A 13,259-nucleotide genomic window follows, 5' to 3' on the forward strand; every position below is an offset into this window, starting at 1 on the left:
CGCCTCGCCGCGCAGGGGGCGGGACGGCTCAGGTGGAGCTCACCGACACGACGCGCTGGTGACCCGCATGAGGTCGACGTGCACGCGGGCGATCAGGTGAACCGAGTTGAAGTTCATAATGTCCAGTAGATTACTGGACTTAAACAACAATGCAAGTCGACCCGCGAGCGACCTGCGTCACACCGTCAGGTCTTCCCCCGCGGCCAGCCGCCGGTAGTCCTGCTCCCGCGGCGCGAGGAACCGGCCGAGATGACCGTCCACGATGCCCAGCCCGGCCTCGCTGTAGACGGCGTCGTGGATCGCGAGCGAGCGCGCGGCGCCGACCTCCCGGGCGTAGTCGATGCACTCGGAGACCTTGAGCCACGGCGCGCTCACCGGCAGCAGCAGCACGTCCGGCGCGGCCGGCAGCACCGTCAGCGCGTCGCCCGGGTGGAAGACCGACCGGCCCTCCGCCTCGATCAGGTAGCCGCTGTTGTCGAAGTGCGGGAGCTCGGGGTGGATCACCGCGTGCTTGACGCCGACGACGGTGACGGCGACCTCGTCCGTCGTACCGAGGGTGAAGCGGTCTCCCGGCTCGACGACCGTGACCCGGTCCGCCAGGGCCGGGTCGGCCTCGCGGATCCGGTCGGCCACCGCGGCGATCGTGCGGATCGGCGCGTCGGTGCGGGCGAGCTGCTCGGGGGTCCAGTGGTCGGGGTGCTCGTGGGTGATCAGCACCGCGGTGGCGCCCTCCAGGGCGTCCGGCGCGGTGAACATCCCGGGGTCGACGACGACGTGCTCCGAACCGGTGACCAGGCTGACGCAGGCGTGCCCGTGCTTGATGATCCGCATGGGTCCAGACTAGGGTCGGGATCCTATTGAACTTCGTTCAAGAAGGAGTGGGGCAATGGCGGACCACGACGTCATCATCATCGGCGCCGGCTTCGGCGGGATGGGCGCGGCGATCAGCCTCAAGCGCCTCGGCTACGGCGCGGAGACCGCGGACATCGCGATCCTCGAGCGCGAGGACGACCTCGGCGGCACCTGGCACGTCAACCACTACCCCGGGCTGGCCGTCGACATCGCCAGCGTGACGTACTCCTACTCCTTCGAGCCGAACCCGCACTGGAAGCACTGGTTCGCGCGCGGCGCCGAGCTCAAGGCGTACGCCGAGCACGTGGCCGACAAGTACGACCTGCGCCGGCACATGCAGTTCGGCGTCCTCGCCGAGGGGGCGCGCTGGGACGAGGAGGCGCAGCACTGGGTGCTCATCACCCGCCCGGTCGGCGGCGGCCGCCGGAAGACCCGCACCGCGCGCTTCCTGATGACCGCGACCGGCTTCCTCTCCCAGCCGAAGCTGCCCGACATCGAGGGCGTCGACGACTTCGCCGGCACCGTCGTCCACACCGCGAAGTGGGACGACGGCGTCGACCTGGACGGCAAGCGGATCGCGGTGATCGGGACCGGCGCCACCGCCGTCCAGCTGATCCCGGAGATCGCCCGCCGGGCCGCGCACCTCACCGTCTTCCAGCGCACCCCGATCTGGGTCACGCCCAAGACCGACTTCCGGATCCCCGGGCCCGTGCAGTCGCTCTTCGCCGCCCAGCCCTGGACGCAACGTGCCGCGCGCCGGGTCAACAGCGCCTGGTTGGAAGCGATGATGGTCACCGCGGTGCTGCACTACAAGCAGGCCAAGGTGCTCAACCAGGGCGCCGCGGCGCTCGCGAAGGCGCACCTGCGCCGGCAGGTCCGCGACCCGGAGACCCGGCGCAAGCTCACCCCGGACTACAGCTTCGGCTGCAAACGGCCCACGTTCTCCAACGAGTACTACCCGACGTTCAACCGCAGCGACGTCGCCCTGGAGACGACGCCGATCCGCCGGATCACCCCGACCGGCATCGTTACCGCCGACGCCCACGGACGCGAGACCAGCCACGAGATCGACGTACTCGTGCTCGCCACCGGCTTCAACCTCTGGGACACCAACTTCCCGGCGATCGAGGTCATCGGCCGCGACGGCAAGGACCTCGGCAAGTCGTGGCGCACCAACGGCTACCACGCCTTCGAGGGCGTCACCGTGGCCGGCTTCCCGAACTTCATCAGCCTGAACTCGCCCTACTCCTACTCCGGGCTGAGCTACTTCATGACGATCGAGGTGCAGATGCGGCACATCGAACGTCTCTTCACCGAGCTCGGCGAGCGCGCCGCCACGACCTTCGAGGTCACCGCCGAGGCCGACGCGGAGTTCCTCGACCACATGCTGGCCCGGATGGACGACACCGTCTTCAACCAGGGCTCCTGCGGGACCGCGCGCAGCTACTACTACACGAACGAGGGCGACGCCGTGCTGCTGCGGCCGACCTCGTCCGGCAGCGCCCGCCGCGCGGTCGAGGAGTTCCCGCTCGAGGACTACGCCTTCGCCTGACCCTTTGCCCCGGGACCCCGCCAGCAGGCAGGATCACCCGGTGCTCGACGTCCTCGTCTCCGGCCTGGTGACCGGCTACGCGATCGCTGTCCCGGTGGGGGCGGTGGCCGCGCTCATCATCGCGCTCAGCGCCCGGACGTCGTGGAAGGTCGGTGCCGCCGCGGGCCTCGGTGTGGCCACCGTCGACGGCATCTACGCCTTCGTCGCCGTGATCGCCGGCAAGGCGGTCGCGGAGCTGCTCGCGCCGGTCGAGACGCTGCTCCAGATCGTGTCCGTCGTCGCGCTGCTCGCGATCGCGGTCCTCACCCTGCGGCACGCGCTGCGACCGGAGAAGCCGGAGTCCGCGGAGAGCGGCCGCACCTGGACGCCGTTCCGGGCCTGGCTGACCTTCGTCGGGATCACCGCGGTGAACCCGGCCACGGTGATCTACTTCGCCGCCATCGTCGTCGGCGGGACCGTGGACATCGACGGCCCGGCCGAGGGCCTGGTCTTCGTGCTCGCCGCGTTCCTGGCGAGCGCCTCCTGGCAGGTCTTCGTCGCCAGCGTCGGCACCGGCCTCGGCGCCTGGGTCTCCGGCCCCCGCGGCCGCCGCGTCACCGGCATCGTCGCCGCCGTCGTGATCGCCCTCCTCGCGATCAAGCCGCTCTTCTCGGTGTACTGACCGAGCCGGTCAGCCGGTGAGCTCGTGGACGAAGCACCAGCGCCAGGTCTCGCCGGGTTCGGCGGAGCGCATCACCGGGTGGTTCGTCTCGTGGAAGTGCGCGGTGGCGTGCCGGCGCGGCGAGGAGTCGCAGCAGGCGACCTTGCCGCAGACCAGGCAGAGCCGCAGGTGCACCCAGGCGGAGCCCTCGCGGACACAGTCCTCGCACTCCCCCGGCGTCTTCGGCTCGACCGGCGGACGCGGCTTCCGGAGGTCGTCGCAGCCACCCTCGAACGCGATCGGCGTCCCCGCCGAGCGGACCCGCTCCCGCTCCCGCTCGCTGTAGTCGAGCATCGACTCCTCGACGTCGAGCATCGAGAGCACTTCCTCGACCACCTCGTGGGCGACCTGGCCGGTCGACCGGATCTCCAGGACCCGCTTCCGCTCGGCCTCGATCATCACCTGGCGGCGGCGGGCGTAGATCTCGCTCGGCGTCTCGGTCTCCGCCGCGCCGACCCGCTCCCAGGCCGCGTAGTCGCGGCGGCGGACCCGGTCGCGCAGGATCTCGCTGACCTCGTGCGGGTCCTCCTCCTCGATGCAGTCCAGGGCCGCGAGACCGGCCTGCGAGGCCTGGTGCAGCACGTTCGCCCGGGCGAGCGCGTCCGCGGTCGGGTCGGGCGAGGGCACCTTGAGCTTCCGGGCCAGCCAGGGCAGCGACATCCCCTGGAGGAACAGCGTGCCGGCGGTCACGGTGAACGCGATCAGCAGCAGCACCTCGCGGTGGTCGACCGAGGTCGGGATGACGAACGCCGCCGCCAGCGTGACCACGCCGCGCATGCCGGCCCAGCCGAGCAGCAGCGTGTACGTCCACGGCGGCTTGCGGCGCGTGTCCGGGTCGGCGCCCGGGCGGATCAGCAAGTAGCGCGCCGCGAACACCCAGACCAGCCTCAGCACGATCACCGCGAGCAGGGTGCTGCCGCAGATCACCGCGATGTCCCAGCCGCCCAAGTGGTCGGCCGCGGCGTCGACGATGATCGTGCGGGCCTGCAGGCCGATCAGCAGGAAGACCGAACCCTCCAGCAGGAAGGCGATGCTGCGCCAGTTCATCCGCTCGGCGATCCGCGACTGCGCCGTCTGGATCAGCGGTGCCTTGTGCCCGAGCAGCAGCCCGGCGACGACGACCGCGATCACGCCGGAGGCATGGATCTCCTCGGCGGTGATGTACGCCGCGAACGGCGTGATGATCGACAGGCCGCTGTCGAAGACCGGGTCGGTGACGTGCTTGCGGACCAGCCCGATCCCGAGGAAGAACCCGAGGCCGACGAGGACGCCGCCGCCGGCGGCGACCACGAAGTCACCGAGCACCGAGCCCCAGGTGACGACCACCCCCGCCGCCGTCGCCCCGATCGCGGTGTTCAGCGCGACCAGTGCGGTCGCGTCGTTGAAGAGCGACTCGCCCTCCAGGATGGTCACGATCCGGCGCGGGAGGCCGATCCGGCGACCGATCGCGGTGGCGGCGATCGCGTCCGGCGGCGAGACGACCGCGCCGATCGCGAAGGATCCCGCCCAGCCGACGCTCGGCAGCATCGCGTGCACCAGTACGGCGACCCCGACGGTCGTGAAGACCACCAGTCCGACCGAGAGCAGCAGGATCGCGCGCCGGTTGGCGTTGAAGTCCACCAGCGAGGTCTGCAGCGCCGCCGCGTAGAGCAGCGGCGGCAGCAGCCCGAGCAGGACCACCTCCGGGTGCAGCTCGATGTCCGGCACGAACGGCAGGTAGGAGCCCACGATCCCGACGACGATCAGCACCAACGGTGCGGAGAGGTCGAGCCGTGAGCAGACAGCGGTGGTCGCCAGCACGGTGGCGACCAGGGCGACGAGGGTGACGACGAGGTCCACGCGACGATTATCCGGGGCGCCGGTCGCGCGGCCGTCCCGCCATCCGGGTGCTGGCGGTCAGCTCGTCCCGGTCAGTCATCCAGCCGTGTCCCCGGCTGCTTCCCCGGCTGCCTCTCGGCTCGGGTCGCCGAGCAGCGGTGGTGGCGCGAAGAAGTCCCAGGCGCGGAAGAGCACCGCGTGCTCCACCCCGAGCCGCTTGCCGCCCATCGCCGCCACCATCGGCAGGATCACCGCCGGCGGCGGGTGTCCCTCGATCGCGCCGAGGTACTCCCCGTGCGCCTCCAGCGACGCCACTCCGCGGCGGAGCGGTTCGCCGGTGACGTCCACACCGTGGGTCGGCCGGGTGTGCCCTCCCACCAGGAGCCAGCGCACCCGGTGCGGCGGGTGGCCCTCGTCGACCAGGTCGGGGAAGACCCACGGGTTGTCGGCGTCCCGGACGGCGTCCACGGTCGCGAGCCCGGCGACCCGGTGGTCGGCCTGGTTGAGCCCGGCGACGAACTCGACCTCCCACGACCCGGTGAGCACCACGTCGGGCTGGTGGGTGCGGATCGCGCGGGCGATGTCGCGGCGCAGCTCCAGGCCGGGCTGCAGGACCCCGTCGGGATGGTGCAGCACCTCCAGGGAGCTCACCCCGACGGCCGCGCACGCGGCCTCCTGCTCGGCGTGGCGGATCCGCGCCGTCTCCTCCGGCGGGTTCGGCATCCCGGCCTCGCCCCGGGTCAGCAGCAGGTACGCGACCTCGGTTCCCTGGGAGGTCCACTTCGCCACCGCGGACGACGTCCCGTACTCGACGTCGTCGGGGTGGGCCACCACGCAGAGGACCTTGCGGAAGTCCTGGTCGGGCAGGGGCGGCAGGCTGCTGGGAGTGTCCGTCGTCTCCATGGCACGACGCTAGCCCTCAGGCTCGGGCGAGGGAACGGATGCGCTCGTCGATCTCACGCCGGTTGTCGCGCCGCACCCGGGCCTCGATCACCTCGATGCCGCCGTTGGGGTGGGCCAGCGCCTGGGCGAGCTCGGCGCGGTCGTGCACCCGCCAGTGCGGGATCCGCAGGCCCGTGCAGAGCGCTTCCAGGTCGACGCCGTGCGGGGTTCCGAACAGCTTGTCGAAGCCCTCGGCGTGCACCGGGTCGCCCTGCTCCAGGGTCGCGAAGATCGATCCGCCGTCGTCGTTGGCGACCACGATCGTCAAGTCCGGGCGCGCCTCGGTGGTGCCGGTGACCAGCCCGGTCAGGTCGTGCAGGAACGTCACGTCGCCGACGTACGCGATCGCCCGGGTGGTGTGCGGCCGGCCGAGCAGCGCGCCGAGGGCGGTCGACAGCGTGCCGTCGATCCCGGCGAGCCCGCGGTTCGCGATCACCAGCCGGCGACCGCCGACCGGGTAGGCACCGGCCATCAGGTCGAGGTCGCGGATCGGGTTGCTGGCCCCGACCAGCAGCAGCCCGTGGTCCGGGACGGCGGCGTGCACCTCCGCCGCCACCTCGTACGGCGTCAGCCCGTCCTCCGCGGCGACCAGCTCGTCGATCCGGCCGCAGAGCCGGTCGTCCGCGCCCTTCCACTCCTCCAGCCACGCGGACCCGTCCGGGTGCGCGACCGTGAACGGCCCGTCGTGCTCGAACGTCACCGGGTGCGGCCGGTCCGACCAGGTGCCGCGCGGCCGGTTCACCACGACCTCGAGCCCGTCGCGGGCGAGCAGCCGCTGCACCGGCCGCGACAGCGTGGGCGTCCCGACGACGACGGCGCGCTCGATCCGAGCGCCGAGGTCGGTACCGAGCAGCAGCCGGTAGCCGCGGATCACGTTCGGCCCGTTGCGGGCACCGCTGGTCGGCTCGGCCAGCAGCGGCCAGCCGGCGTCCTGGGCGAGCACCCGCGCCGACGGACCGGCGTCGTCACCGGCGACCACGACCGTGCGCGGCCCGCTCTCGAGACGGTGCGCCTCGCCGCGCTCCCACGGCTCGTCCTCCGGGAGCACGACGTCGGGCACCCAGCGGCCGTCGGGCACGAGCGGTTCGTCGAGCTGCACGTTGAGGTGCACCGGTCCGCGGACGATGCCGGCCAGGCCCTCGGCGATGTCAGCCGGCTCGACGACGTCGGCCGCGGTGACCACGGCGGGACCGTAGAGGCCGACCTGGTCGGTGGTCTGGTTCGCGATCGTGCCGCGCAGCCGGGCCGGCCGGTCCGCGGTGATCACGACCAGGGGAATGCCGGTGTGCGCGGCCTCGAGCACCGCCGGGTGCAGGTTCGCGGCGGCGGTGCCGGAGGTGGTGACCACGGCGACCGGGCGCCGCGACGTCTTCGCCATGCCGAGCGCGAGGAAGGCGCCGGTGCGCTCGTCGATGCGCGTGTGCAGGTCGACCGCGCCGGCCTCGGCGGCGTCGTGGAGCGCGAAGGACAGCGGCGCGTTCCGCGAGCCGGGTGCGAGCACCACCTGGCGGACGCCGGCGCCGAGCAGCGCCTCCACGACGGCGCGGGCGAGGACGGTGGCGGGCGACGGACTCACGTCAGCGATCCTCCCGCAGCGCCGCGACGGCGGCCAGCCGGGCCTGCCAGTGCGCGATCCGCTCCGGCGGCGCGGACACCGCCGCCTCGACGACCTCCGGCCGCACCACTGGCAGGTGCCCGTCGACCGGGAGCAGCGGCGCGGACGTGGGATCGGAGGCGAGCAGCTGCACGGTCGCCAGCCCGCAGGCGTGCTCCAGGCTCGGCAGCGCCGCGGCAAGAGCGAGCCCGGCGGCGATGCCGACGCTGGTCTCCAACGCACTGCTCACCACCACCGGCAGGCCGATGTCCTCGGCGATCCGCAGGCAGGCCCGGACGCCGCCGAGCGGCTGCACCTTGAGCACGGCGATGTCGGCCGCGGCCAGGTCGCGCACCCGGTAGGGGTCCGCGGCGCGACGGATCGACTCGTCGGCGGCGATCGGGACGTCGACCCGGCGGCGTACGGCGGCGAGGTCCTCGACCGACGGGCTCGGCTGCTCGACGTACTCCAGGCCGCCGGCGGCGCGGTCCAGCAGCGGGATCCGCGCGACCGCCTCCGCGACTGTCCAGCCGCCGTTCGCGTCGACCCGGATCAGGCCGTCCGTGCCGAGTGCGTCGCGGACCGCCTCCAGCCGGGCCTCGTCCTCCGCGACGTCCTGGCCGCGCTCGGCGACCTTGACCTTGGCGGTGCGGCAGCCGTTCGAGGCGAGCACGATCGCCCGGGCACGCTCCGGGTCGCAGGCCGGGACCGTGACGTTGACCGGGATGCTCGTCCGCAGCGGTTCCGGCCAGCCCTCGTCGGCGGCCTCCAGCGCCGCGTCGAGCCAGGGGCGGGCGACGGGGTCGTCGTACTCCAGGAACGGGCTGAACTCCCCCCACCCGGCGTCGCCGCGCAGCAGCATCCCCTCGCGCACGTCGATGCCGCGGAACCGGGTGGTCAGCGGGATCGAGTAGACCAGACCCTCACGCATCCGCGGCCCCCGTCCCTCGTGCAAGAGCCCTGATCGCGACGCGGTCGGGCTTGCCGTTCGGGAGCAGCGGGATCTCCGGGACGACGACGATCTGCCGTGGCGCCCACGCGCGGGGCGTGACGAGGCTGCGGACGTGCTCGAGCGAGGTCGCGCTGCCCGCCGCCATCACCGCAACGACCCGTTCCCCCCACTCGGGGTCGGGCACCCCGACGACCTCGACCCCGAACCCGACGCTGTCGGTCCGGATCATCGACGCGACCGCCTGCGCGGGCACCTTCACGCCGCCGCTGATGATCATGTCGTCGACGCGGCCGTCGATCCGCAGCCGCCCGTCCTCGGCCCAGTGGCCGACATCGTTCGTGACCAGCCAGCCGTCACGGAAGGCAGCCGCGGTCCGCTCCGGCTCGCCGCGGTAGCCGTCGAAGAGCACCGGACCGCGGAGCAGCACGTGACCCTCCGGGTCGATCCTGACCTCGACGCCGTCGAGCGGCACGCCGTCGTACACGCAGCCACCGCAGGTCTCCGACATCCCGTAGGTCTGCACGATCCGCAGGCCGTGGCGTTCGGCCTCGGACCGGACCGGCGGCTGGAGCGGACCACCGCCGACCAGGACCGCGTCGTACTCGCGCAGCTGCCAGAGCCGCTGCTCGGACTTCAACGCGCGCACCAGCTGGGTCGGCACGAGCGAGACGTACCGCCGGTCACCGCCCCCGCCGCGGATCGTCCGGTACAGCACCTGCACGCCCGCCACGTACGTCGGCGGCAGGTTGAGCTCCCAGGTCCCCGGGCCGCCGAGGCGGGCGTGCGTCGCGTCGGCCGAGACGCGCATCGCTTCCCGGGACAGCACCACCTGCTTGGGCTGCCCGGTCGAGCCCGACGTCGCGATCACCAGCGGCTCCGGGTCGGCCGCCGCCTCCCACTCCTCGAGCAGGGCGCGGATCTCCTCCGCCTCCCCCGCCACCGGCCGCAGACTGCTCACGCGATGAATCTAGTGGGAGGTGCGCCTGACAGAATCCGCGCCATGGCTACAGCAGGACAGTGGATCTCCGGCGCCCGCCCGCGCACCCTCCCGGCGGCGGTCGCGCCCGTCCTCGCCGGCACCGGCGCGGCGGCGTACACGCACGACGAGGTCTGGTGGAAGGCCGCGCTGGCGCTGCTGGTCTCGCTGCTGCTCCAGGTCGGCGTGAACTACGCCAACGACTACTCCGACGGCATCCGCGGCACCGACGACGACCGCGTCGGCCCGATGCGCCTGGTCGGTTCCGGCGCCGCCACCCCGGGGGCGGTGAAGGGCGCCGCGTTCACCGCCTTCGGCCTGGCCGCGGTCGTCGGCCTGGTGCTCGCGGCCAGCACGAACTGGTGGCTGGTCGCGGTCGGCGCGCTCAGCATCCTCGCCGCCTGGTTCTACACCGGCGGCAAGAAGCCGTACGGCTACCTCGGCCTCGGCGAGGTCATGGTCTTCGTCTTCTTCGGGCTCGTCGCCGTGCTCGGCACCCAGTACGTCCAGGCCGAGGACGTCACCCTCACCGGACTGTTCGCTGCCGTCGGTGTCGGCGCGCTGGCCTGCGCGATCCTGGTCGCCAACAACCTCCGCGACATCCCCACCGACACCGAGACCGGCAAGAACACCCTCGCCGTCCGGCTCGGCGACGCCCGCACCCGCGCCTTCTACGGCGTCCTCCTGCTCGTCGCCCTCGGCGGCCTGGTCGGGATCACCTCGCAGACCTCGCTCTGGGTCGGCCTCGGCCTGATCGGCTTCGTCCCGCTGGGCCGCGCCGACCAGATCGTCCGCACCCAGAAGGCCGTCGGCCCGGGCCTGATCCCGGTCCTCCAGCTCACCGGCGTGGGCGAGCTCCTGTACGCCGCCGGCATCTTCGCCGGCCTGCTCATCGCCCGCTGAGGTCGTACGCCGGCAGCAGCTCCAGGCAGTGCCCCGCTTCTCTCCTCACGGCACGTGCCGTCGCGGCAAGGTGGTCGCTGGGTCGGCGACCGGTCATCCGTCTGCGGACAGCCGTTCGATCCCGCTCGTCATGCGCCAAGCGTAGGAGTCCGGGCGCACAGGTCGGCGTCCGCGAACGGCGACGAGGTCGCAGCACCGTTCTTGAACACGGATGGTCTGATGGAGAGCGTGGATCGAGCGCGCAGACGACTTGAGGCCGATCGTGTCGAGACGGTCGGGCGTCTGGCGAGCCTGACTGACGACTACGACGGAGTCGTCGCGGCCTCGCGGGACACCAACGCCGATGACGAGCACGATCCCGAAGGAGCAACGATCGCGTTCGAGCGATCGCAGATCGGCGCCCTCGTCCGGCAGGTGCAGCTCCACCTGGTGGAAATCGATGCCGCCACAGCGAGGCTGGATCTCGGCACCTACGGAACATGCGAAAGATGTGGCGAGGCGATCGGCGAGGACCGGCTCGAGGCACGCCCCTTCGCGCGCACCTGTATCCATTGCGCGGAGACAAGGTGACCGCGATCTGACAAGGTCGCACGTGTCACCGGCTGCCGCCCGGGTCCGCGCTTCCCGGAGTGACCGACCCGAGGATCGTCGCCACGACCTCCCGGTCCTCATCGCCGGCGTCCACGACCAGCCGGGCATTCCCGTCGGTCCAGCCGCCCCAGGCAGGCGAGCCGGTCCGTTCGGACCGCCGTACTCCCGGACCGTACGCCGGATCGAACGTCGCCGAACCGAAGAAGCCCACTCCGCCGTCGTACCGGCACGGCGTCGTACCTGGTGGTGCCCAGCGCTCGTAGGAGAACTCGCACCCGGTCATGTCGACGCGCCGCCAGCGCCACGGGACGTCGACCCGGACGCCGCGGTACTCGATCGTCTTCCAGCCGTCGTCCCCGCCTGTCTCGGCCACGACCCTGGCGTGCGGGTACGACGACGGCGGGTAGTCGCCGCGGTCGGTGAACGCCAGGGCGAGTGCGGTCACGAGGACCAGGGCGCTCGCGCAGCCAACGGCGGCGGCAAGGCGCTGAGACGAGCTGGTCACAAGCGTCATGTTCCCTGGGCGCGAGCCCCCGCGCTGGGTTATGCATCATCGGCCGCGCCGGATGAGTGCAGGTGAAAGGCCGCCCACCGGTGGTTGAGGACGACGCCCTGCGCCCACCGATGGTTGAGGAAGACGCCCTGCGCCCACCGGTGGTTGAGGAAGACGCCCTGCGCCCACCGATGGTTGAGGAAAGCGCTCCGCGCCCACCGATGGTTGAGGAAAGCGCTCCGCGCCCACCGGTGGTTGAGGAAGGCGCGCAGCGCCTGTCTCGAAACCCCCGGACAACACCATCTCGCCCCGCGCCAGGTTCCCAGTGCTTCGGCCCGGCGGGCGTCCAGGGAGGCTTCGGAGCCCCAATCCTCGAGCTGAGCGGCGTCGGCGGAGAGCCGGGCGTCGGTCCGACATCCCGAGCGCGGCGGAGAACTCGGTGACACAGAAGTTCGACACCAACGGCGCACCCCCGCCGGCCAGCGGGACCGGAGTGTCACCCCAGGTCGCGGCGAAGTCCGGGTCGGTGACGCTGTGCTGGTCGGCCCACGACACCGCCTGGACGAGCAGGCCGACCTCGGCAGCATCAGCTTCGGCACGAAAGCGGCGCGCAGCAGCGAGTGCCGTTACTGCGTCGAGGGTGCCGGTCGTCATGGGACGAAACGACGGACCGGCACCGACAGTCCCGGTCCCGGATTCGCCTTGCCCACGGGGAAATTCGGGGTGCGCGCCTTCCTCAACCACCGGCAGGCGTCGGCTCCACCCACGCGCCGGTCTCGACGAACCGCCGCAGCGTCTCGTCGTACGGCGCGATGTCCAGGCCCTGCGCGGCCAGCCAGTCGTCGTCGTAGTAGGTGTCGGCGTACCGCTCCCCCGGGTCGCAGAGCAGCGTGACGACCGAGCCGGTCTCACCGGCGGCCTTCATCTCCGCGACCACCCGCAGGGCACCCCACATCGCGGTCCCGGTCGAGCCGCCGACCAGCCGGCCGGTGGTCCGGGAGGTCCAGCGCATCGCCGCGACAGAGGCCGCGTCCGGCACCGAGATCATCCGGTCCACCACCGAGCCCAGGAACGACGGTTCGACGCGGGGGCGGCCGATGCCCTCGATCCGGGACCCGATCCCCGTCTCGAACGACGCGTCCCCGCGCGTCCAGCCCTCGAAGAACGCCGAGTTCTCCGGGTCGACGACGCAGACCTGGGTGTCGTGGCGCCGGTAGCGGACGTAGCGCCCGATCGTGGCCGAGGTGCCGCCGGTCCCGGCGCCGACGACCACCCACGTCGGGACGGGGTGCCGCTCCAGGGAGAGCTGCTCGAAGATCGACTCGGCGATGTTGTTGTTGCCGCGCCAGTCGGTGGCGCGCTCGGCGTAGGTGAACTGGTCCAGGTAGTGCCCGCCGGTCTCGGCGGCGAGCCGGCGCGCCTCGTCGTAGATCGTGCCCGGGTCGTCGACCAGGTGGCAGCGGCCGCCCTGGAACTCGATGAGGGCGATCTTCTCCGGCGACGTGGAGGCGGGCATCACCGCGACGAACGGGAGCCCGAGCAGCCGCGCGAAGTAGGCCTCGGAGACGGCGGTCGACCCCGACGACGCCTCGGTGACGGTGGATCCTTCGTGGATCCAGCCGTTGCAGAGCGCGTACAGGAACAGTGACCGCGCCAGCCGGTGCTTCAGCGAGCCGGTCGGGTGCACCGACTCGTCCTTGAGGTAGAGGTCGATGCCCCACTCCTCGGGGAGGCCGAAGACGTGCAGGTGGGTGTCGGCCGACCGGTTCGCGTCCGCCTCGACCCGGCGTACGGCCTCGTGCAGCCAGGTCCGGTCCACACCGGCCGAAGCCGTCCGGCAGCCGCCGTCGCGCTCGATGTCCATCTCGCTCACCCCGGGCCCCGGG

Annotated in this window: 12 protein-coding genes; 4 read left to right on the top strand and 8 right to left on the bottom strand. The window is 72.3% G+C overall.

Going from position 1 to position 13,259, the window contains the following annotated elements:
- Window positions 1-177: 177 nt before the first annotated feature.
- Window positions 178-831, bottom strand: a complete 654-nt coding sequence (locus AB4Y76_RS08280; RefSeq protein WP_441924044.1) for an MBL fold metallo-hydrolase — start codon at window positions 829-831, stop codon at window positions 178-180.
- Window positions 832-886: 55 nt separating this feature from the next.
- Between AB4Y76_RS08280 and AB4Y76_RS08285 the strand changes: the two genes are divergently transcribed.
- Together AB4Y76_RS08285 and AB4Y76_RS08290 are read left to right on the top strand one after the other, a co-directional pair.
- Complete coding sequence (locus AB4Y76_RS08285) at window positions 887-2,404, top strand: flavin-containing monooxygenase (protein WP_441924046.1); 1,518 nt, start codon at window positions 887-889, stop codon at window positions 2,402-2,404.
- Between the two features lie 40 nt (window positions 2,405-2,444).
- Window positions 2,445-3,065: a LysE/ArgO family amino acid transporter gene (locus tag AB4Y76_RS08290; protein WP_441924048.1), complete on the top strand. Its 621-nt coding sequence runs from the start codon at window positions 2,445-2,447 to the stop codon at window positions 3,063-3,065.
- A gap of 9 nt (window positions 3,066-3,074) precedes the next feature.
- Here AB4Y76_RS08290 and AB4Y76_RS08295 read toward each other — a convergent pair whose 3' ends face one another.
- The 5 genes from AB4Y76_RS08295 to AB4Y76_RS08315 all read right to left on the bottom strand — a co-directional run bounded on the left by AB4Y76_RS08295 (window position 3,075) and on the right by AB4Y76_RS08315 (window position 9,368).
- Window positions 3,075-4,943 (bottom strand): Na+/H+ antiporter, encoded by a 1,869-nt coding sequence (locus tag AB4Y76_RS08295; RefSeq protein WP_441924050.1) that lies wholly within the window; start codon window positions 4,941-4,943, stop codon window positions 3,075-3,077.
- A 75-nt stretch (window positions 4,944-5,018) separates the two neighbouring features.
- Window positions 5,019-5,825: a PIG-L deacetylase family protein gene (locus tag AB4Y76_RS08300; protein WP_441924052.1), complete on the bottom strand. Its 807-nt coding sequence runs from the start codon at window positions 5,823-5,825 to the stop codon at window positions 5,019-5,021.
- Window positions 5,826-5,841: 16 nt separating this feature from the next.
- A complete protein-coding gene (gene menD, locus AB4Y76_RS08305) occupies window positions 5,842-7,440 on the bottom strand; it encodes a 2-succinyl-5-enolpyruvyl-6-hydroxy-3-cyclohexene-1-carboxylic-acid synthase (RefSeq protein WP_441924054.1) in 1,599 nt (532 codons plus the stop codon).
- A gap of 1 nt (window position 7,441) precedes the next feature.
- Complete coding sequence (locus AB4Y76_RS08310; protein WP_441924056.1) at window positions 7,442-8,389, bottom strand: o-succinylbenzoate synthase; 948 nt, start codon at window positions 8,387-8,389, stop codon at window positions 7,442-7,444.
- Complete coding sequence (locus AB4Y76_RS08315; RefSeq protein WP_441924058.1) at window positions 8,382-9,368, bottom strand: AMP-binding protein; 987 nt, start codon at window positions 9,366-9,368, stop codon at window positions 8,382-8,384. Before AB4Y76_RS08315 ends, AB4Y76_RS08310 begins: the two co-directional genes overlap by 8 nt.
- A gap of 42 nt (window positions 9,369-9,410) precedes the next feature.
- Between AB4Y76_RS08315 and AB4Y76_RS08320 the strand changes: the two genes are divergently transcribed.
- Both AB4Y76_RS08320 and AB4Y76_RS08325 read left to right on the top strand, forming a co-directional pair.
- Entirely contained in the window at window positions 9,411-10,289 is an 879-nt protein-coding gene (locus AB4Y76_RS08320) for a 1,4-dihydroxy-2-naphthoate polyprenyltransferase (RefSeq protein WP_441924060.1), read from the top strand.
- Window positions 10,290-10,508: 219 nt separating this feature from the next.
- The gene (locus tag AB4Y76_RS08325; protein WP_441924062.1) at window positions 10,509-10,859 is read left to right on the top strand and encodes a TraR/DksA family transcriptional regulator; all 351 of its coding nucleotides are present in this window, start codon (window positions 10,509-10,511) and stop codon (window positions 10,857-10,859) included.
- A gap of 25 nt (window positions 10,860-10,884) precedes the next feature.
- Here AB4Y76_RS08325 and AB4Y76_RS08330 read toward each other — a convergent pair whose 3' ends face one another.
- On the bottom strand, window positions 10,885-11,385 hold the full coding sequence (locus tag AB4Y76_RS08330) for a hypothetical protein (RefSeq protein ID WP_441924064.1): 501 nt from the start codon (window positions 11,383-11,385) through the stop codon (window positions 10,885-10,887).
- Window positions 11,386-12,109: 724 nt separating this feature from the next.
- The gene (locus tag AB4Y76_RS08335; RefSeq protein ID WP_441924382.1) at window positions 12,110-13,237 is read right to left on the bottom strand and encodes a PLP-dependent cysteine synthase family protein; all 1,128 of its coding nucleotides are present in this window, start codon (window positions 13,235-13,237) and stop codon (window positions 12,110-12,112) included.
- Window positions 13,238-13,259: the final 22 nt, after the last annotated feature.

The organism is Marmoricola sp. RAF53 (genome assembly GCF_052114005.1).
In the GTDB taxonomy this organism is placed as follows: domain Bacteria; phylum Actinomycetota; class Actinomycetes; order Propionibacteriales; family Nocardioidaceae; genus Marmoricola.

Excerpts from the sequence above, each read along its gene's own strand:
- AB4Y76_RS08280 (WP_441924044.1), bottom strand. The coding sequence starts at position 831 with ATGCGGATCATCAAGCACGGGCACGCCTGCGTCAGCCTGGTCACCGGT.
- AB4Y76_RS08285 (WP_441924046.1), top strand. The coding sequence starts at position 887 with ATGGCGGACCACGACGTCATCATCATCGGCGCCGGCTTCGGCGGGATG.
- AB4Y76_RS08300 (WP_441924052.1), bottom strand. The coding sequence starts at position 5,825 with ATGGAGACGACGGACACTCCCAGCAGCCTGCCGCCCCTGCCCGACCAG.
- AB4Y76_RS08310 (WP_441924056.1), bottom strand. The coding sequence starts at position 8,389 with ATGCGTGAGGGTCTGGTCTACTCGATCCCGCTGACCACCCGGTTCCGC.
- AB4Y76_RS08320 (WP_441924060.1), top strand. The coding sequence starts at position 9,411 with ATGGCTACAGCAGGACAGTGGATCTCCGGCGCCCGCCCGCGCACCCTC.
- AB4Y76_RS08325 (WP_441924062.1), top strand. The coding sequence starts at position 10,509 with ATGGAGAGCGTGGATCGAGCGCGCAGACGACTTGAGGCCGATCGTGTC.
- AB4Y76_RS08335 (WP_441924382.1), bottom strand. The coding sequence starts at position 13,237 with ATGGACATCGAGCGCGACGGCGGCTGCCGGACGGCTTCGGCCGGTGTG.